The sequence below is a fragment of the Vibrio owensii CAIM 1854 = LMG 25443 genome (assembly GCF_000817815.1).
Lineage (GTDB): Bacteria > Pseudomonadota > Gammaproteobacteria > Enterobacterales > Vibrionaceae > Vibrio > Vibrio owensii.
Window position 1 is genome coordinate 129,625 of the sequence record NZ_JPRD01000028.1, and the last position, 19,121, is coordinate 148,745.

Consider the following 19,121-nt stretch of genomic DNA (forward strand, 5'->3'; position numbering starts at 1 on the left):
AAGCATGCAAAAGGCGACCATCGAGTCGCCTTTTTGTTTGCTGATACGTATACAAAGAGTGGTTATGGGGTGATGTTACTAAAGGTCACTGCTTGAATTTCGCCTTGCGCCGTTCGCTTGAAGTTATCCAATTTGCCCTGGAAATAATAAGGCATGAAATCGGATTGCGCTTTGCTCGAATTTGCGTAATACAAAGTCACTGGCTGCTGGTTTAGTGCACCAGACGTTAAGGTGCCAATCAATGCGTGCTCGAATTGATGATAACCATTGCCCCAATGAAACGCTTTGGTTGATTTTGGATCGAGACCGACGCCCCCATATTGATGATCAACCCATGCATCCATAAAAGCACGGGTAGTGTATGGCAGTACATTTCCCACCTTGTTATCTAAAATGGCAAGTGTCATTGCTGATTGGTCAAGCTCCGCCCATTCCCAAGAAGAGCTGCCGTTAGAATAAGGGCGGCTTTGCCAAGCAGGGATGGACTGATTCGCCCATTCGCTTTGTAGTTCGGCAGAGAATAAAGCGCTAACTGGTTCAAACTGTTGTTGATATTGCGCTCGCTCTAATGTCGTTCTCATGCCTTGTTTCGCAAACTGTTTCCAATCGGCATTGTTTATTTGTTCTGCGACAAGGTAAGTCATCCAATACGCTTTAATGGTGTGACCAAAATCGTTATGTTTAGCGTTTGGCTGCATGACGGCTTTGTGATGAATGGCGCCGTAGAAGCGCTGCTCTTTATCTGAGTGATAATGTTCAACTAATGTATCTGTTAACCAAGTCAGATCCCTTAGCCATGTCGTTCGGTGTGGTTCTGGTAATAGGGGAGCAACCAAAAGCATATAGCCGTTAATTTGGTCTAATTGTGCAACCAACTCATGCTGTTTTGCACTTTGCTCATCACCATCTTGTAAAACCCAAGCAAGTCCTACTTCATCGTTTAACCTGTAGTTATCAAAGATAAATTTTTGCTGATCAATAAGCACTTTTTCTACTTGAGGATCGCCCGTTAAGTAGTAATACATTGCAAGTCCAACGAGTGCGTAAGCTTGGTCTTGTGAAGTTCTCTGTGTCCACTTTAATCCAGCTTGTTTGTTTTGCGTGAACGAAATAAAGCCGCCATGCTCTTTGTCTTGCAATTCATTGATTAAGTAATATGCCCCTTGTTTAGCTAACTCAAGGGCTTGAGTGTCTCCAGTCAGGTGGAAAAGAACCCCATAGGCGTAGGTTTGGCGTGACTTCATTCGCGTATATTCACGACCAAAATAGGGAGTAATCCAACCTCGATCTAACTCATTGCAGACATTGGCTGTATCCAGTTTGCGACCATCGTTGCAGCGGAAAGTGGGGAAGTTTCCAACAGGTTCTCCGTAAGCTTTCTCATCCATCCAGTAAGGGGCTAAGCCAGTTGTGACGTGGTTTAGCCATGTCTGAGTAGATGGAAAGGTCGTTGACGCCGCATTATTTGCAAGCGAGCCTTGGGAAACTGTTTCGTTTGAAGCTGAGCTTTCAATTGTCGCCGCCAGTGACACCGAACTTGTGGCGAGAGAGAGCGCTATTATTAACGACTTTGTCGAAAAAGGCATAAAGCAAGTCCTTGAAAGAAAAGAAAGAGTATATCGGTTGGCGACCTCTACAAACCGTTGAATCTCTCCGGTTTTCTATTCCTTCTGCTGACAAGCTTGTCATTCTTTTTGATAGAACGAGCGGGGTTCCCAGCAACGCGGTCTCCCGGAGCAACATCTTTCGTTACGACCGATCCGGCCCCAATCACGGCTTCTTCTCCAATCGTCACGCCCGGCATAATGATCGCACCGCCACCAATCCAGACTTTATCTCTTATCGTTACAGGTTTTGCAGTTTCATCACCAGCAAGGCGTTGCTCTGTCTCTAAAGCATGTGCTGCGGTATAGATTTGAACTCGTGGACCAATCATCACGTTCGCGCCGATAGTTACCTGCCCGTTGTCTATGATGATGGCGTCCCAATTAATGTAAGTGTGCGAGCCAACTGAAAGGTTGCATCCATACGACAATTGCAACGGGGCTTGGATACAAGCACCATCACCAAGATTGACACCTATTTCAACGAGAAGTGCATGACGCTTTGCTGCATTGGGTTCGTGGTTGAAGTTGAAAGTGAGCTCACACGTGCGCTCTCGCATGAGCTGAAGTTCTTCGTCCAGACAGTTATAAACCTTTCCTGAACGCATAAGTTCGAGTGCTGACATCTTTTTGTCCCTAACGCTTAAATAATGCAACAAAGTGAGCAATATAAAGCGCGCGCTATACAAGTAGAAATTGAGAACCGTAAAATCAGAATATGGTCACTCAATAACACTTCATAACATCGCCTTGAGAAACACTTCAATACTAAACCGTTGAATGTACGGGGAAGTGTACTAGGTTTTATATGAGTGCTTGTTTTATGAAACCGTGGCTATTTAAGCCGTCGGTCTTTGATTAAGTGCGGATAAATACTGTGTTGGGTCTATTCACGCGTCATCGATTTTCGGATTACCGATGAATAAGAATATGGCGCGAAACCAAAGGGAAAAACAGTTGAGCAATCCAAATGAAAACTTAGAGAAAGTGTTGGCTAAGGCGTTTACCACGTCTTTGATACGATTCTCAGTCACGACGCTTATCGTTATTGTCTGTTGGTGGGCGTTTTTACCATTTCTTCCTATCTTGCTTTGGGCGCTGGTGCTTGCCATTGCGCTCTATCCAGTCAAACTCGTCATTGAAAGAAAGCTTGGGTTAAGCTCGGCGCGTGCTGCCACATTAATTGCCATCATTGGGGTTTTGATTCTCGGTACGCCAACGGCCATGGTGGGCAATTCCTTTGCTTCGAAAACACTCGGTGCCTTTGAATCGTATCGAGATGGCACTTTGGTCATCGCCAAGCCTGCAGATAGCGTCAAAACGTGGCCTCTAGTCGGTGAAAAAGTTCATGCCGTTTGGTACGAGGCCGCAGACGATCTGCCAACGTTTGTCGAAAAGCGTCAGCCTCAAATCAAAGGCATCTTTAGTTGGTTCGTTGACAGTGCAACGGGAGCGGCGAAGAGCGTGTTTATGCTGATAGGCGCGATCATTATCGCCGGTATCATGCTCGCTTGGGCTCAACCTGCTGCAAAGTCGATACGTAAGATCTTCATTAGCTTCACCGATGAGGTGAGGGGGCCAGATTTACATCAACTCACCACGGCCACCATCAGACAAGTCGCCGTGGGAATCATCGGTATTGCGTTCTTAACGGCAATGGCATTCGGCGGAGTTGTTGCATTATCCGGTGTACCTGCTGCCGCTTTGTTTACACTCATTGCGTTGATCTTTGCGATTGTGCAATTGCCAGTGACCATTATTGCGTTGGTTGCTGTCGGTATTCTATGGGCAGGAGATAGCGGCACGGTTCATAACGTCATCTTTACTGTGTTATTGATTGCAGCGAGTCTGATCGACAACTTCTTGAAACCACTGATTCTCGGACGTGGGTTAGAAGTCCCTATGCCCATTGTCCTGATTGGTGCAGTCGGCGGCATGATGTCGGGTGGTATTCTTGGCATGTTCATTGGTGCTGCCTTCTTAGCGGCGGGTTACCAAGTGTTTATGAAGTGGGTAGACACAGAAACCCAAGACGTTGCTGATGTCATCGAAAGTGAACAGGTACAAGAAGCTCCTCAAGAAACCGCGCAAAAAGGAAAGGACTCGAACGACTAACGTTTTATTCAGTTTTTACTGCAGATAAACAAAAAGACGGCTCACACGTCCGTCTTTTTTGTGTTCGTTAATCCGCGATCAACACGCTTTTAATGCAATCTATTCTCTGTGCTATTCGGATACTCTTTGATTGGGCTACTTTTGAGATCCCGCTATCTGAGGCAATCTGGTATCGCTTGAGTCGCTGTGGCCCAGGTTTTCTGATTAAATCTTCATTTACCGCCACATTCACAGATATGCGTTTAGAGCCTTGTAAATGGCTAGCGCATGCGGTTTAAATCCAACTACACAACAAAGCAAAGTGAGGGATTATGAAGTTAACTGTGTACCTGTCGGGTGAGATCCATACCGACTGGCGTGAGCAAATCATCAAAGGTTGTGAGGCAAAAGACCTGAATGTGTCGTTTATTTCTGCCAACACGCACCATGAATCCAGTGATGCAGCGGGCGATGGTTTGGGCCCGGAAGACAATCCTTTTTGGCGCGATCATAAATCAGCGAAAGTAAATGCGATTCGAATTCAGACCGCCATTAAGTCTTGTGACCTTGCCGTGATTCGATTTGGTGACAAATACAAGCAGTGGAATGCGGCGTTTGATGCCGGTTTCTGTGCCGCTTTAGGTAAGCCTTACATCACTTTGCATGATGAAAACATTGTCCATGCACTTAAAGAAGTTGATGCTTCTGCTCAGGCATGGGCAACGACTCCAGAACAGATCGTCGAGTTAATCGCGTACACGGTAAACCCTTAATCACTCGAAGCTAACTCTATCTTGTCATAGATATAAGCTGACCTTTAGGGTTTTAAATGCACTTAGATACTTAAACGCATAGTCATTTGGCTATGCGTTTTTTTCTGTTTCGCAATGGGATTGTGTGAACTTCGCACGGAATGCTTTGGGCGTAAGCTGCTTGTATTTTAAGAACAATCGATTGAAGTTCGACAAGTTATTGAATCCAGATAACTCCGCAACGAGGGAAACGGGCTTGTCGGTTTGTACCAATAGCGAACAGCCTTTACCCAGTCTTACTTGAGTGATGTAGTGACTGACACTCTGTCCCATCATCTTTTTAAAAAATCGCCCTAAGGTACTTTCACTCATTCCAACCAAAGAGGCCAACTCTGTGACTGATAGCGGTTCGGTGTAGTTTGCGTGTATTACTTCAAGTAATTGACTGAGTAATCTTTGCTGACGTTTGTCGGAGTCTTGTCGGTTAAAGGTTTGATTCACTGATATGGGTTGGTAATCAACAGTGCTGCTTAGCTCATCAAGAATACTCAGCATGATGGTGAGCTTTTGCATTGGCGTCGCAGTGTCTAACTCTTCAAAAAGAGGCAGCAATTGCTTCGCGATAGCTTGAGAGAAGTGCAGCCCTCTATGAGCTTCGAGTAGCAGGGGAGAAAAGGCTTGGCATTCAGGAAATAAACGGGAGAGTTCCTCTATCCATTGTGTGTCAAACCACAAGACATAAACCTTCTGCTCCTTATCTGCTTCTAGGCTTGTTCTTGATTGCCATGTGTGAGGGATGTTGGGCCCTAATAGCACTAAGTCGAAATCCTCATACTCAGAGATCGTATCGCCAATGTAGCGTTCGCCCTTGCTGTTCAGAGTCAGTGTCAGCTCGTACTCAGGGTGAAAATGCCATTCGAAAGGAATCGCCTCTAAGCGCCGAATCAGCAGTTGCCATGAATTGTTTTGGTTGTATTGAACCTTTTCGTATTGAGCTTTCATGAGTAATACAAACCTATCTAACGCGCATGTTTCTATGACGGTAAAGTATCAGTATCTGCGTTTTTTGTATCACTTTGTTGGATTGATTGTTGTCAGAATGTGATCAATCAAGCGCGCTCAATGCTTGTTAAACCAATAATAATCAGCCCTACAGGAATCAGTCACTATGAAAAACAAATACGGATTCGGCGACAACGCACCCGGAAATAACAGTGTTTCCAACATCAATTCAGCGCAACTAAAAGACATCAAAAAAACACTGCCGTTGAAAAAGTTAACCCAAGAACAGTTCGACTTTTGGCAACACAATGGCTATTTGGTGCTTCGTCAAATCATCTCTCCGGAAGCGGTAAAGCGTTCTCAGGATTTCCTATGGGAGTTCCAAGAAATGGACCCAAACGATTCGAGCACTTGGTATCAAGCACAGCGCCGTGACCACGCCATGGTTGAGCTCAACAACTCTGGCATGGTGGAGTGTTATAACAACCAAGTGTTGTGGGATAACCGCCAGAACCCAGAGGTGTATAATGCATTTGTTGATATCTGGGATCAGGAAAACTTATGGGTCACTATTGACCGCGCTAACCTTAACCCACCGAACAAATCGGGTCGTGAATTCAGTGGCTTTGTTCATTGGGATGCGGATTCCTCACTCGATCCATTGCCAGTAAACGTGCAAGGTGTGTTAGCACTGTCTGATACGGACGAAGAAACTGGTGGTTTCCAATGTGTGCCGGAGCTTTATCGTCAACTGGAAGAGTGGCGTAAAACCCAGCCTGCTGACCGCGACCCTTATGTGCCAGATCTCACTGGTTTTGAGGTGGAGTTTATTTCGATGAAAGCAGGGGACTTGTTGATCTTTAATAGCCTGCTTCCTCATGGCATTCGCCCAAACCAGTCCGATAAAGTACGTATGGCGCAATATATCTCTATGGTTCCGGCAGAAGAAGGTAACCAACCCATTCGAGATTGGCGTGTTCGCTCTTGGCAAGAACGTCTTCCACCAGAAGGGTTTGCTTTCCCGGGTGATCCACGCAATTGGGAACAGGTGAAGTATCCCCAAGTTAAGCTCACACCACTAGGTGAGAAGTTGCTAGGTCTGGTGAGTTGGAAAGTACCTGAGTTTGCCTAAACAGATAGCTCTGGCTAAAACCAAGGTAAGCTGAAAATAAAGTTAGCTAAAAACAAAAGACCTCCATCACGGAGGTCTTTTTGAATTGTGCTGTTAATGTAACTAAGACAAAACTTAGATATTCACGACGACTTTACCAATCGCTTGACCACTGGCTAGACGATCATGCGCAGCGCCGGCTTGCTCAAGGGTAAACTCGTGTTCATCGAGAATCGGTTTTAGTGCGCCTGATTCTGCAATCTTAGCTAACTCTTTTAGGATGATGGCATGTTCACGTCGACCAACATTATGGATCATCGGAATAAGCATAAATACCACGTGCAATGACAAGCCTTTCATGTGAACGGTACTTAAATCTTGCTCATGCAAAGACACGGTTGTTGCAACTTGGCCGTTGAGTTTTGCTGCATCAAACGAGTTAGTTAGGTTTGCACCGCCAACCGAATCGAAGACCACATCAAAACCAGCGCCAGAGGTGTGTTTCGCAACGTAATCGGCTACTGACTCAGTACGGTAATCAATCGCGGTTGCACCAAGCTCGGTAATCAGGTCATTCTTCACACCAGTAGAACCAGTTGCGAAGACTTCAGCACCCATGTGACGAGCAAGTTGCAGTGCAATATGGCCAACACCACCTGCGCCACCATGAACCAGTACTTTTTGGCCTTGGCGAACGCCAGCACGAATTAAACCTTCGTAAGCCGTAATGCCAACCAATGGAATTGCCGCCGCTTCACGCATAGAAAGGTTGCTTGGCTTGTGAGCGATAAGGTCTGCGTCTGCCACCATGTATTCCGCTAGAGAACCTTGAAGGTCACCGAGGCCACCCGCACAACCATAAACCTCATCACCAACCGTGTATTCGGTAACACCTTCACCAACGGCTTCAACCGTACCTGCGAAGTCCATACCCAGAATGCCCGGAAGTTGTGGGTGGAAGGGTAAACCTTCGCCCATTTCACGCAGCATCATGTCAACAGTATTAACACTTGATGCAGCGACTTTAACTAGGACGTGGCCTGCTTTAACTTCCGGTTTTTGCACGTCTGCTGTTTCGAATACTTCTGAACTACCAAACTGACGAATTACGGCTGCTTTCATTATGATTTCCTCGGTTGTGCGTTCGTATGGATTCAGTATAGGCGCGATTTCAAAATTGATAATTGGGCTGAAAAAGAAATCAGTTTTAAGTTTTTGTTGATAATACTACGAGTAGTAAACCGCAGAGTTACTTACTCACCAATTGAGATTAAAGATCAGATTTACGTGATTTGTTGCTAGCCGTTATTGAGGAAATCACCTTTTAGTTTTCGTAGATACTGTTTCTTTTTATGCGTCATTGTTTGATGTTTTTTAGAGGCGTAACGTTAATTGCGTTGCTTCGAAAAATAGCAACCTAATGATTTTATTGGAAAAAGGAAATGGATATGGCTTACGAAGGCTACAAAACGTTTACTGCAAAGCAAGAAGACGCAATTCTTTATGTCACGTTTGATTTTGGTACGGTAAACGTGCAAGGGCAGGAAATGTTGTCGGATTTGAATGGGTTAGCACTGCGATTAGAACGTGATCGTAGTGTCAAAGTGGTTGTATTCCAATCAGCCAACCCGGAGATTTGGGTTTGTCATTACGATACCGAATTGCTTAAAGAGATGTCGACAGAGGCCGTTTCTCGCGAAGAAGCGAAGTTACTCGATCTCCAAGCGGTTCTTGAAAGAATCAGCAAGCTACCGCAAGCCACAATTGCGAAGCTAGAAGGCTTTGCCCGTGGTGGCGGTCATGAATTTGCATTGGCATGTGACATGCGTTTTGCCGCTCGCGGTAAATACAAGTTCATGCAGATGGAAGTGGGTATGGGCATCTTGCCTTGTGGTGGCGGTGCATCTCGTATGGCACGTCAGGTGGGATTAGGTCGTGCCCTAGAGATCATCTTGAGCGCCCGAGACTTCGACGCGGATGAAGCAGAAGCGTACGGCACTATCAACAAAGCGTTAGAACCGGATGAAATTGGCCCTTATGTTGATGCATTAGCGCAGCGAATTTCTAAGTTCCCGGCTGAATCTATCAATGCGTGTAAACAGATGGTGTACGAGTCAATCGACAAGCCAATTGATGAAGCATTGAAAGCCGAAGCCTACTGGCTTTACCAAGCAACGAGCAAGACGCCTGCAGTTAAGCGTTTCCAAATTGCCGATGATCAAGGCTTAGAGCATGACATCGAGAACCAACGCAATTGGGAAGACTTGGTGATGAAGGTACAAGACATCAACTAAGCTGCTGCATTAGTTTCTTATTAAGCACTAGAAAGGCGAGCCAAGTGGTTCGCCTTTTTGTGTTCAACTACCGACGTGTTTATCGTTCTTAAATTCGCAAGCCTATTGAGCTTGTTTATGGGCATGATCTTTCGAATTAAATCACAGACTTGAACAACGTTTTTGATAGACTGCAAAGCGATAGTTTTAGTGAGGAACACGTTTAATGCCGACCATACTTTGTTTTGGCGATTCAAATACCTGGGGCGCAGTACCGAATGAAGACCGCCGTTACGGACCAAACGAGCGATGGCCATCCTTGTTACGAATGTCTCTACCGGATGGTTATGAGGTCATAGAGGAAGGGCAACCGGGGCGAACCACTGTGCATGATGATCCTTTTGAGGGTGAGAAAAACGGCCTTCGCTATTTACGCCCTTGCTTGGAATCTCATCTGCCCGACTTGGTCATCATTATGCTCGGCACGAATGATATGAAAAACTGCTTGGGTTTATCAGCTTTCGATATTTCGCGTGGTGCAGCACGCTTAGCGCAAGAAGTGCTTAACTTTGATAACTGGGCAAAGCGAGAAGCGCCGCAAGTTCTTTTAGTCGCGCCGCCACCCGTGCATGAGATTGGTTTCTTCGGCAGTATGTTTATTGGCGGGGCGGAGAAGTCCAAAGAGTTTGGCTTTCATTATCGAAACCGAGCACAGGAACTGGGGTGTGCATTTCTTGATGCCGGGACCGTGGTGGAGTCGTGTCCTAACGAAGGGATTCATTGGCAACAAGACCAGCATGAGAAATTGGCTAGAGCACTGCAACCCATGGTGCTAGCGGCTTTTCAAAAATCATAGATGTTAAGGGATTACAGGGAAAACAGGCTTTTCGTCTAAGGAAAAGCCTGTATTGAAAAGGTTGAGAAGTAGGGCGATTATGCGCTGTGCCCTTGAGGCGATCACGTAATCTGGTTGGCGTGTTCAGCATTTTTAAAGTGTCTACGCCAAGGCAAAACCGCTGTCTGGGCTTTCGTGTGCTGGGATTCTATGTATCCTTGCGGGACTGCCTTTTACGTGCGCCCACATCCGCAACATCGGACGCTTTGCAACAACCTCCGCCTTTGATCGGCCTACGTGAAAACATCACACCAATCGCGAGCATCGCAATACAACTTAGGAAAATAAGAACGGTAAGAACTAAAGTCATAACACCACCTCCTATAAATCGCTGTATTGTCATCTTTCTCCAATTTTATAAACAAAGCAATGGTCGTTTTGTAACCACTTATTATTTTTATCAATAGTCAGACCTTTGCTGGTGATGAAACGTGCTGAGAAACGAAGGCTAGTTCTGAAAAATCAGTCTCTGTGGTCTTTACCGATTCTTAAGCTTTGGGTCTAAGACAGCAATTGGATTCCTTCTACAACTCATTAAATTGTTATGTTATAACATGTGTTTATTCAGAGTTTGTAGGTCAAAGGTATGCCATCAATTCCAGTCACCATTTTGCATGGATTTCTTGGGTCAGGGAAAACCACTTTTTTACGCAACATTCTTCAACAAGCCGATTCTTCTGGTATTGATCTTTCCGTTATTGTGAATGACATGAGTGAGTTAGACGTTGATGGCGTGCTTATCTTAAATACCGATGCGGTGAGTGAAGAGCAGGGCAACTTTGTCACGATCAGTGGAGACAGCATCAGCAGCCCGAGTGGTGTAAAGCAGCTCGATACAGCCCTTAAAAAGCTCTGCGTAGAAAAGTCGCCAGAATGGATTGTGATTGAAACGTCGGGCAGTAGTCATCCTTTGCCTTTGGTTGAGTATTTCAAAAATAACGCACAATTCGCTCTCAAAGACGTGATTACGTTGGTGGATGCGACTTGGTTGCGAGATGACTATCGACAAGGCTCTGCCTTAATTCCGAAGTGGCAAGAGAACGTACAGCAGGGTGTTCGCGGCGTTGAAAACTTGTTGGTAGAGCAAATCATGTTCTCAAACCGTGTCATGCTCACCAAGACGGACAAAGTGGATGACAATACCGTTCGCAACATCGCGCAGGCGATTCACCCGCTTAACGTTTACACCGAGATAATCAAAACGTCATGGGGAAACTTGGATATCCGCATGTTGAAAGGTGAGCAAGACTACAATTTCTTCCTCGTTGAGCAGTTAATCGCAGAACTTCGTGAGACGGTGAATGAGCCGTTGAATCTCTCTGATAAAGACGAACAAAGCCTTGTCGCCAAAGTGATCAAAGATGATCGACCTTTTCATCCTGCGCGTTTGTGGAATACCTGCCATCAGTATTTAACGAAAGGTGTGTTCCGCAGTAAGGGGTTCTTTTGGTTCCCAACTCGAGACGATGTTTCACTGCTTTGGAGCCAAGCGAATGGCAATGTGGGGCTTGAAATTACAGGCTTTTGGCGCGCTTCGGTAATCAATGACGAATCACAAAACTTCACTGACGAACATCGCCAAACCCTGCAAGATAAGATAGACAGCGTTGAAAGCCGCTTTGGTGATCGCCGTTGTCGCTTAACGGTGATTGGTCAAGAAAACGAAGTCGATGCGTTTATTGATGCGCTGGAAAGCTGCTTTTTAACGGATGCGGAATTGGAGCAATGGCAACAAGGGGCAACATTTGAAGATCCTTGGCCAAAGAAAATTGCTAAGTTGAGCCAGAAGAAGACGCTTTGAATGCTCTGGTGAGGATTCCCTCGCTGCATGTTTGAATCTCGGGTTGTTTCGAGAACGGACTTACTGAATTGGCTCGGTATACCAAAATTGGCTCTGTGTAACGAGAAAGCCTCCCGAATGGTGGGAGGCTTTTTGTGTCTCAGTCGTTTACTGTTCCCATTCAGGGAAAGGGTCTTCCAGAGATAACCAATAGTCGAGCCCTTGCTCCATCTCATCTTCTGTTAACAAGCATTCGTTAAGACGAGCAATCAATTTCTCTTGCTCTAATCCCTGACCAATAAACACCAATTCTTGTCGCATATCGCCGTATGGTTCTTGCCAAATGTCGTTTATAGCATCTAAGTAATCTTGATCCGTCGGCCATTCCTCCTTCGGAATCGCTTTCCAAAACATACCCGCAACACCATAACGTGCGATGCCTCCCGCTTGGCTCCATTGACCGACAAACTCTGGTCTGGTTGCTAGCCAAAAATAACCCTTGGAACGAATCAGTTTGCCGTAATCTTTCGCATTGTGGAGGAAGTCGTAAAACTTCTCTGGATGGAAAGGGCGTCTCGCATGATAAGCAAAACTGGAAATGCCGTATTCTTCGGTTTCAGGTATGTGCTCGCCTCGCATTTCCTTCAACCAACCTGGGGCTTGTTGTGCCTTTTCAAAACTGAAGCTTTGTGTGTCGAGTACCGCATCAAGTTCTACTTCACCATTCGAGATAGGAAGAATAGTGGCCGATGTATTGAGAGTTCTAAGAATCGCAAGAAGCCTTTCGATTTCTGATTTCTCAACGAGGTCGGTTTTACTTATCAAGATAACGTCAGCGAACTCTACTTGATCAACGAGCAAGTCGGCGACGCTGCGTTCATCGTCTTCACCTAAGGATTCGGCTGTCTCTGTTAAGAACTTAGCTTCATCGTAATCACGCAGAAAGTTAATCGCATCAACCACCGTAACCATTGTGTCTAAACGTGCAACGTCTGAAAGTGATAGCCCGTTTTCATCAGCAAACGTAAAAGTCTCTGCAACGGGAAGTGGCTCGGCGATGCCAGTGGACTCGATAACTAAGTAATCGAATCTGCCTTCTTGTGCGAGTTTAGTGACTTCTTCAAGCAGATCCTCACGCAAGGTACAACAGATGCAGCCGTTACTCATTTCAACCAATTTTTCTTCACTGTGATTGAGAGAAACTTCATTCTGAACGGTCGCCGCATCGATGTTGACTTCGCTCATGTCGTTGACGATGACCGCGACTTTTCTGCCTTGTCTATTGTTAAGAATATGACTTAAAACGGTTGTTTTTCCTGCGCCTAGAAAGCCGGATAAAACCGTAACAGGGAGTTTCTGGGTGTTCATGCTCATGCTCTTTATAGTGTAACGTTATAATGTAACAATTAATATAGTCGGTGATCTTAACTCTGGCATCAAGCAGTTTGTGACTGTGTCGAGTACTGCACCTTATTGGCGCATTCATTCGTCGTTAAGTTATACAGATTCAGATGTACAGAATTTAGAGATCGAACTCTTATCTCGGTGTGGAGGTTCTATGAACGAAGAGAAAAAGCATGTCATGACAGAAGAAGAAATTCTTGCAGCACCCGAGGCGGATTATATGAATGAAGCTCAGCTCGCGTTTTTTGAAAACCGATTATTTGAGCTTTATGAATCGACGTTAGCGCATATTGAACGTGCGAAAGAAGAGATGATTGCGCCAATGGAATTCAGTGACGAAAGCGATAGGGCGTCCAGTGAAGAGCAGTCTGCAATCGCATTAAGAATCATAGACAGAGAGCAAAAGCTGTTACCTAAGATTCAACAATCGTTGGCTCGCTTGCGCGCAGGGGAGTATGGCTACTGTTTAGAGTCCGGAGAACCTATCGGCATTCCAAGGTTATTGGCGCGACCTACCGCTGAATATAGTGCAGAAGTAAAAGCGCAAATGGAGTCAAAAGAGCACTGGTACAGAGAGTAAAATGTCACCCAAGTAAATAGGGAGAAAGTGGGTTTTAATTCCCTCTGCGTCGCATAACATTGTGTAAGATATTGCTCGTTTTCACTCAACATGAATCTTCTTCATGTTGAGTGTGAGGAAATGTAACTTTCACTTACGTCACATTGTGATTGAATAGCCAAATAGATTTTAGCGGTATGGATGTCTAAATGGTAAATCTTACAATATTGGATGGTGGTATGGGGCGCGAGCTAAAACGCATAGGTGCTCCTTTTTCTCAACCTCTCTGGAGTGCCCAAGCACTTATCGAATCCCCACAGCATGTTACGCAAGCGCACCAAGGTTTTATTGATGCAGGTGCACAAATCATTACCGTCAACAGTTATGCCTGTGTTCCGTTTCATCTAGGTGAAGATTTGTATGCAAAACAGGGATGCGGTCTGGCAGAGAAAGCCGCGAAAATTGCTCGTGACGTCGTGACCGTGTCACAAAAAGAAGTGCTTGTTGCTGGCGCGATACCTCCTGCCTTTGGCTCTTATCGACCTGATTTATTTGAAGAAAAGCGTGCTTAAGACATCAGTGAGACTCTATTTGAAGCGCAAGAGCCACATGTAGATATTTGGTTGGCGGAAACTGTCGCAAGCCTTGGTGAAGCGCGAGTGATCAGCAAAGTTCTGTCTAAAACCGACAAGCCAGTTTATATCTCTTTCACGTTAGAAGATGAAATCAGCGAAGTCTCACGTCTGCGCTCTGGTGAGCTTGTCATAGACGCAGTTGAAGCACTTCTTGATACTAATGCGACCGGTATTTTCTTCAACTGCTCAATTCCTGAAGTGATTGAACAAGCGATCAAAGATGTGAATCAGGTATTGGAGCGGGCTGGGAAGACGTTAACTATTGGTGTCTACGCGAACAGCTTTGCGCCCATTAAAGCGAATCACCAAGCGAACGAGTCATACCAAGGGCTTAGAAACTTCTCTCCAACAGAATATCTAGAATACGCGAAAACGCGGCATCGCTTAGGGGCGAGTATCATTGGCGGCTGTTGTGGCATTGAGCCTAGTCATATTGAAGAACTGACAGCGTGGAGAGACAGCCTTGAAGAATCTTAATCTCGGACTCACCATTCCTGCGATTGGCACTGTCCTGCTCATTTTACTTGTCTCTTCGATGTTCCCAGAGCAGTCTCAAGCTATGGCGAACAACGCAATGACGTTTGTGACCGATTGGTTTGGCTGGCTAGTGCAAATCTGCAGTCTTGCTCTTGTTGGCTTTCTACTTTGGTTGGCGTTTTCCAAGTATGGCGACATTCGATTAGGTGAAGGAAAGCCAGAGTATTCGAACTTCTCTTTTGGCGGCATGATCTTTACGGCTGGTGTTGGTGCATCGCTTATTTATTGGGGGATTGGAGAGCCAATGTACTACCTGCAATCTCCACCACTATTTGCTGAAGCGAACAGTTACACTGCAGCTGCGTGGTCAGTCACTTATTCAATGTTCCACTGGGGGATAACAGGGTGGGCGATCTACTGTTTCCCTGCGATTCCTTTTGCTTACGCTTTTTATGTGCAAAAACGCCGTACATTGAAGCTCTCGACACTGTGTGAACCCGTACTGGGCAAGAATCCAATCGTGGGTAAATGCGTCGACCTTTTGGCCATCTTCGGAACACTAGCGGCTTTTGCGAGTTCATTGGCGTTAACCGTCACGTTGCTGAGTACAGGAGCGGCAGAGTTATTTGGGATAGAGAACAACTTGTTGCTTCAAGGCGGCATCATCTTCTTGTTCGTATTGGTTTTATTCGCAGTGACGCTGGTGGGCTTCAACAAAGGCATCAGTAAGGTATCCGATTACACCGTCATCGCTGCGATTCTCTTTGCCTTGTTTGTGCTGTTTTCATCAAATGCCCAATTTGTGCTGAACAACGTGACGGATTCGCTCGGTGTTATGTTAGATAGCTTCTTCCGCATGTCTCTTTGGACAGATCCGGTGCAGAAGAGTGGTTTTCCTCAAACATGGACTCAATATTATTGGTTTTGGTACTACGCGTACTTAATCATGATGGGTTTGTTCATTACACGTATATCGAGAGGCCGCACCATTCGTGAAGTCATCTTGTATACCATGTCGATGGGTGCTCTGGGATGTGCATTCTTTATCTCAATCTTTGGAGGCTATGCGGTTTGGGCGCAGCTATTAGGTGGTTATCCCGTTCAAGAATGGATGAGCAATGGTGGATTGACGTTTGCCGTCGTCTCGTTGATCAAAACTTTGCCAGCAAACAATGTAGTTCTTGCGGTCTTTTTGGTGATTCAGTTCTTCTTAATGTTGACTACGATGTCGAGCGCTAGCGTGGCCACATCGATGCTGACCACGAATCAGTTATCCCTAAACGGAGACCCAGACAACAAGGTCAAACTGATGTGGGCAGGGGCGATTGCACTTATCAGCTTTAGCGTATTCCTCACGGGTGGTGGCATCAATACCATTAAATCCTTGTGCGTGGTGGCGGGACTACCGATGATGTTTATCTACGGAGTTTTGGTGAAACAACTCATGATGGAACTGAAAGGCAAGGCAGTTTCGCAACCAGAGCCGGAAGCATCTGTAGAAGCACAAGAACTGATTGCTTAGCCTCAAAAAAACCTCTTCATGTTTAAACTTGAAGAGGGTTTTTATCGATTCATCCACCAACTTTGGCTTTTATCTCTTCCCTGAGCGCTAACTTGATGCGCTGTTCTTCATCAGTAAGAAAAACACAAACACGCCGCCTATTGAGGTCGTAACAATACCGACAGGAAGCTCCTGAGGAATGAGTATGACTCGTGCTATTAAGTCACTTCCAAGTAAAAATATACTGCCAAGGATTGCGGAGAAAACAATTAAACCTTTGTGCATAGAGCCCGTTAACATGCGCGCGATATGAGGCACCATAAGGCCAATAAAACCAATAAAACCAATAATGCCAGTGAGTGACACAAAGATTGCGGTACTAAAAGCACATACGACAAAGGTGAGGTTTTGTTGTTTAACTGGGTCGACGCCGAGGGTGCGGGCGGTGTGTTCTCCTGCCAATAGTGCATCAAAGTTTCGATGACTATAGAGCGCATAACCGAACACGATCGCAAACCCAGCTATAGCTAAAAATAAGTTGTCCCAGCGAGCGAGCCCTAGTCCTCCCAAAGACCAGAATAGGACAGAGTGTGCTGCTCTTTGGTCACCAGAAAAGATCAAATAGTTGGTCAACGCGGTAAACACAAACGAGACAGCAAGGCCGGCTAATACGAGCTTTTCTGGCCCAGAATTCGCCATTCTCCTGACTAGCAAAATCACTAACCCTGAAGCCGTCATGCCACCAATGAAAGAAGCAAGCGGAAGCGTCCAAATGCCTAGAAAATCACCACCCAGTGTAATAACTGCGACAGCACCAGCGGCAGCTCCTGAGCTCAAACCAAACAAGAAAGGATCAGCGAGATCGTTTTTTGTTGTGGTCTGCAAGAGCGTACCAACAACCCCCAATCCAGCTCCGACGAGTATGGCGAGAAGTGCTCGCGGAAGTCTTAGATCGACAACAATGCCGTACACTGGTCCCATCGTGTTTTCATTGTGAATAAACAGTTGTCCAAATGCCTGCAAAGTCGTTTCAAGGGAAATAGGGGTAGAGCCATGTACAACAGACATAATCAACAAGGTAGCGATTAAGGCGAAACCTAACGCTACCCAAATCATGGTTTTAACGCTATCGGACATCTTGTTAGAAAAGCTCGGGATGCATGGCTTTTGCCACTTTTTCGATAACAGCGATATTGACTGGCCCTGGCGTTAACTCTGCGTACTTGAGTGCGATAAAACGCTCGTTTTTAACTGCGTCTGTTTCTTTCATTGCAGGGTGTTGTTTCAAAAATTCCATTAACTTAGTGGCACCATTGCCATCTTCATAATCCAAAAGGAGCAAAAACTCTGGATTTCTCATCGCCACAGTTTCCCAGGAGGTTCGACCCCAACTCGTTTCCATATCAGCCATGACATTCTGACCACCCGCGGCTTCAATCATTGGCGTAATAATGGCGTATTTTCCGGCGGTGAAGGGTTTCTCGTCACCAGAGTCATATAAGAAAACTCGGGTTTCTGGTGCGTTTTTCACTTTGGATTGGATATCCGAAAGCTGCGATTTCCAGTCGGTTATTAACTTGGCTGCTTGTTGCTCTTTATCAAACACCTTCCCCAATCGAGCAATATCGTTAAAGAGCAAATCCATGGTTGCTTTCTCGCGTTTACCCTCTAAGTGCGAGCAGCTTTCGCTTAAAACGAGAGTGTTGATATTCTGTGCCGCGAGCGTATCTGGTGTCACTTCGCCGCCTGGTTTCATTCCATAATACCAACCAGCGAAAAACAGATCAGGATCAGCAGAAAGCAAGTTCTCCATGGTAGGGTATTTAGGCGCAAGTTCAGGGATGTCACCGCGCATTTTGTCGAACTCGGGGCCAGTTTTATACCAACCAGTGATGCCCGTTAAACCGACAATCTTGTCTTGTAGATCGAGAGCAAAAGCCATCTCTGCCATATTAATGTCGTGCACGACCATGCGTTCAGGAACGGAGTTAAAAGTGATTGGCTGACCACAGTTCTCGACAGTGACACTTGCCTGTGTTGTTGCGCTCAAGCAAAGAGCGAGAGAGGAGATGACTCTTTTCATATAAATTCCATTATTTGACAGTTTTTTCTCATAGGGATATCGATACAGACGAGGCTTCGATCTCCCAGGGGGTGTTCAAAGCGATGCAATCCAACCCCAAACACTTGGTGGACAAGTTCTGTGGTTAACGCTTGGTCTGGAGTGCCAAATGCTCGCACTCTGGCTGATTCGAGCAAAAGAAGCTTGTCGCACATCTGAGCGGCAAGCGGCAGTTCATGCAAGACGGTAATCGTAGTGATACCAAGGCTAGCAACGATAGATAAAACCTCGCCTTTTGCTTTGGGGTCGAGGTGATTAGTAGGTTCATCAAGAATCAGAACATCGGGCTTTTGGCATAAACTTCGCGCAACATAGGTTTTTTGCTTCTCACCACCCGATAGCTGCTGCATTGTTTTACCGGATAAATGTGATATCCCGAGCAATGACATAGCGTGTTCGACGCGATGTGTTATCTCTTCTTTAGAGATTTGAGCTTCATGTGGGATACACCCAAGGCGGACGTAATCACGAACTAATAAGCGAGGATCTGGTTTTTCGTGTTGGTCAATCACCGCAATTTTCGCGGCGCGCTGCTTAAGGGTTAGGCGCTGGAGTGGTGTGTTGTCATACACGACTTGGCCTTGCGAAGGGGTTAACGTTCCAGTTAAAAGTTTAAGTAGCGTGCTTTTTCCTGACCCATTGGGACCGATAATGACTAGGTTTTCTCCTACGTGCAGTTCGAAGCTTACATTGTCGATCAGAAGTTGGTCACCACTGGTTTTGTAGCTTAAGTCTGACACCCGAATGACAGGGTAATTGGCGGCGTTGGGGGCTGGATGCATCTTTAATTTTCTAATATTCAAAACCGAGATCGTGTTGATGTAAGAGCGGCAAAAGAACCGACAAAAGATTCGATCAAAACAAACCCAAGTCGGTACTAGTGTAACCAAGTCTCATTTATACATTGGCAAT

17 protein-coding genes and 2 pseudogenes are annotated in these 19,121 nt (G+C 45.7%); 10 read left to right on the plus strand and 9 right to left on the minus strand.

The annotated features are described in order from the left end of the window. Window positions 1-62: 62 nt before the first annotated feature. Both H735_RS16670 and H735_RS16675 read right to left on the minus strand, forming a co-directional pair. Window positions 63-1,586, minus strand: coding sequence for an AGE family epimerase/isomerase (locus H735_RS16670; RefSeq protein WP_020196351.1), 1,524 nt, complete (start codon window positions 1,584-1,586; stop codon window positions 63-65). Window positions 1,587-1,633: 47 nt separating this feature from the next. Beyond that, the gene (locus tag H735_RS16675; protein WP_020196350.1) at window positions 1,634-2,230 is read right to left on the minus strand and encodes a sugar O-acetyltransferase; all 597 of its coding nucleotides are present in this window, start codon (window positions 2,228-2,230) and stop codon (window positions 1,634-1,636) included. Window positions 2,231-2,561: 331 nt separating this feature from the next. Between H735_RS16675 and H735_RS16680 the strand changes: the two genes are divergently transcribed. The 3 genes and pseudogenes from H735_RS16680 (at window position 2,562) to H735_RS16685 (ending at window position 4,471) form a co-directional block, all read left to right on the plus strand. Continuing rightward, window positions 2,562-3,719 carry an AI-2E family transporter gene (locus H735_RS16680; protein WP_027726709.1) on the plus strand — a complete coding sequence of 386 codons (1,158 nt, stop codon included), beginning with the start codon at window positions 2,562-2,564 and terminating at the stop codon, window positions 3,717-3,719. 128 nt (window positions 3,720-3,847) lie between these two features. Continuing rightward, window positions 3,848-3,997: pseudogene (locus H735_RS31415) on the plus strand (DUF1349 domain-containing protein); the annotation flags it as partial. A gap of 33 nt (window positions 3,998-4,030) precedes the next feature. Further along, window positions 4,031-4,471, plus strand: coding sequence for a YtoQ family protein (locus tag H735_RS16685; RefSeq protein ID WP_020196348.1), 441 nt, complete (start codon window positions 4,031-4,033; stop codon window positions 4,469-4,471). 90 nt (window positions 4,472-4,561) lie between these two features. Here H735_RS16685 and H735_RS16690 read toward each other — a convergent pair whose 3' ends face one another. Further along, window positions 4,562-5,452, minus strand: coding sequence for a helix-turn-helix domain-containing protein (locus tag H735_RS16690; RefSeq protein WP_020196347.1), 891 nt, complete (start codon window positions 5,450-5,452; stop codon window positions 4,562-4,564). A gap of 166 nt (window positions 5,453-5,618) precedes the next feature. On the opposite strand from H735_RS16690, the gene H735_RS16695 reads away from it, so the two are divergent. After that, a complete protein-coding gene (locus H735_RS16695; RefSeq protein ID WP_020196346.1) occupies window positions 5,619-6,584 on the plus strand; it encodes a phytanoyl-CoA dioxygenase family protein in 966 nt (321 codons plus the stop codon). A gap of 114 nt (window positions 6,585-6,698) precedes the next feature. Here H735_RS16695 and H735_RS16700 read toward each other — a convergent pair whose 3' ends face one another. After that, entirely contained in the window at window positions 6,699-7,685 is a 987-nt protein-coding gene (locus tag H735_RS16700) for a zinc-dependent alcohol dehydrogenase family protein (protein WP_020196345.1), read from the minus strand. A 326-nt stretch (window positions 7,686-8,011) separates the two neighbouring features. Here H735_RS16700 and H735_RS16705 point away from each other — a divergent pair, with 326 nt between their 5' ends. Continuing rightward, complete coding sequence (locus H735_RS16705; protein ID WP_020196344.1) at window positions 8,012-8,857, plus strand: enoyl-CoA hydratase/isomerase family protein; 846 nt, start codon at window positions 8,012-8,014, stop codon at window positions 8,855-8,857. A 205-nt stretch (window positions 8,858-9,062) separates the two neighbouring features. Continuing rightward, a complete protein-coding gene (locus H735_RS16710; RefSeq protein WP_020196343.1) occupies window positions 9,063-9,692 on the plus strand; it encodes an SGNH/GDSL hydrolase family protein in 630 nt (209 codons plus the stop codon). 187 nt (window positions 9,693-9,879) lie between these two features. Here H735_RS16710 and H735_RS31420 read toward each other — a convergent pair whose 3' ends face one another. Beyond that, window positions 9,880-10,041 (minus strand): hypothetical protein, encoded by a 162-nt coding sequence (locus H735_RS31420; RefSeq protein ID WP_162998339.1) that lies wholly within the window; start codon window positions 10,039-10,041, stop codon window positions 9,880-9,882. A gap of 276 nt (window positions 10,042-10,317) precedes the next feature. Between H735_RS31420 and H735_RS16720 the strand changes: the two genes are divergently transcribed. Further along, window positions 10,318-11,532, plus strand: a complete 1,215-nt coding sequence (locus H735_RS16720) for a CobW family GTP-binding protein (RefSeq protein ID WP_020196341.1) — start codon at window positions 10,318-10,320, stop codon at window positions 11,530-11,532. A 147-nt stretch (window positions 11,533-11,679) separates the two neighbouring features. Here the strand turns inward: H735_RS16720 and zigA are convergent, their stop codons facing one another. Further along, the gene (zigA, locus tag H735_RS16725; RefSeq protein ID WP_020196340.1) at window positions 11,680-12,879 is read right to left on the minus strand and encodes a zinc metallochaperone GTPase ZigA; all 1,200 of its coding nucleotides are present in this window, start codon (window positions 12,877-12,879) and stop codon (window positions 11,680-11,682) included. 190 nt (window positions 12,880-13,069) lie between these two features. Here zigA and H735_RS16730 point away from each other — a divergent pair, with 190 nt between their 5' ends. From H735_RS16730 to H735_RS16740, 3 genes and pseudogenes are all read left to right on the plus strand, one after another. Then, window positions 13,070-13,495 (plus strand): TraR/DksA C4-type zinc finger protein, encoded by a 426-nt coding sequence (locus H735_RS16730; RefSeq protein ID WP_020196339.1) that lies wholly within the window; start codon window positions 13,070-13,072, stop codon window positions 13,493-13,495. Window positions 13,496-13,683: 188 nt separating this feature from the next. Beyond that, window positions 13,684-14,586, plus strand: a pseudogene (locus H735_RS16735) (homocysteine S-methyltransferase family protein). Then, window positions 14,573-16,108: a BCCT family transporter gene (locus H735_RS16740; protein ID WP_020196336.1), complete on the plus strand. Its 1,536-nt coding sequence runs from the start codon at window positions 14,573-14,575 to the stop codon at window positions 16,106-16,108. Before H735_RS16735 ends, H735_RS16740 begins: the two are co-directional and overlap by 14 nt. Window positions 16,109-16,195: 87 nt before the next feature. On the opposite strand, the gene H735_RS16745 is transcribed toward H735_RS16740, so the two are convergent. Genes H735_RS16745 through H735_RS16755 form a run of 3 tightly spaced genes read right to left on the minus strand, consistent with a single transcriptional unit; the run spans window position 16,196 to window position 18,991 of the window. Beyond that, entirely contained in the window at window positions 16,196-17,203 is a 1,008-nt protein-coding gene (locus H735_RS16745; RefSeq protein WP_152447632.1) for a FecCD family ABC transporter permease, read from the minus strand. 25 nt (window positions 17,204-17,228) lie between these two features. Further along, the gene (locus H735_RS16750) at window positions 17,229-18,170 is read right to left on the minus strand and encodes an ABC transporter substrate-binding protein (RefSeq protein ID WP_020196334.1); all 942 of its coding nucleotides are present in this window, start codon (window positions 18,168-18,170) and stop codon (window positions 17,229-17,231) included. Beyond that, window positions 18,167-18,991 carry an ABC transporter ATP-binding protein gene (locus H735_RS16755; RefSeq protein WP_020196333.1) on the minus strand — a complete coding sequence of 275 codons (825 nt, stop codon included), beginning with the start codon at window positions 18,989-18,991 and terminating at the stop codon, window positions 18,167-18,169. Before H735_RS16755 ends, H735_RS16750 begins: the two co-directional genes overlap by 4 nt. Window positions 18,992-19,121 lie beyond the last annotated feature (130 nt).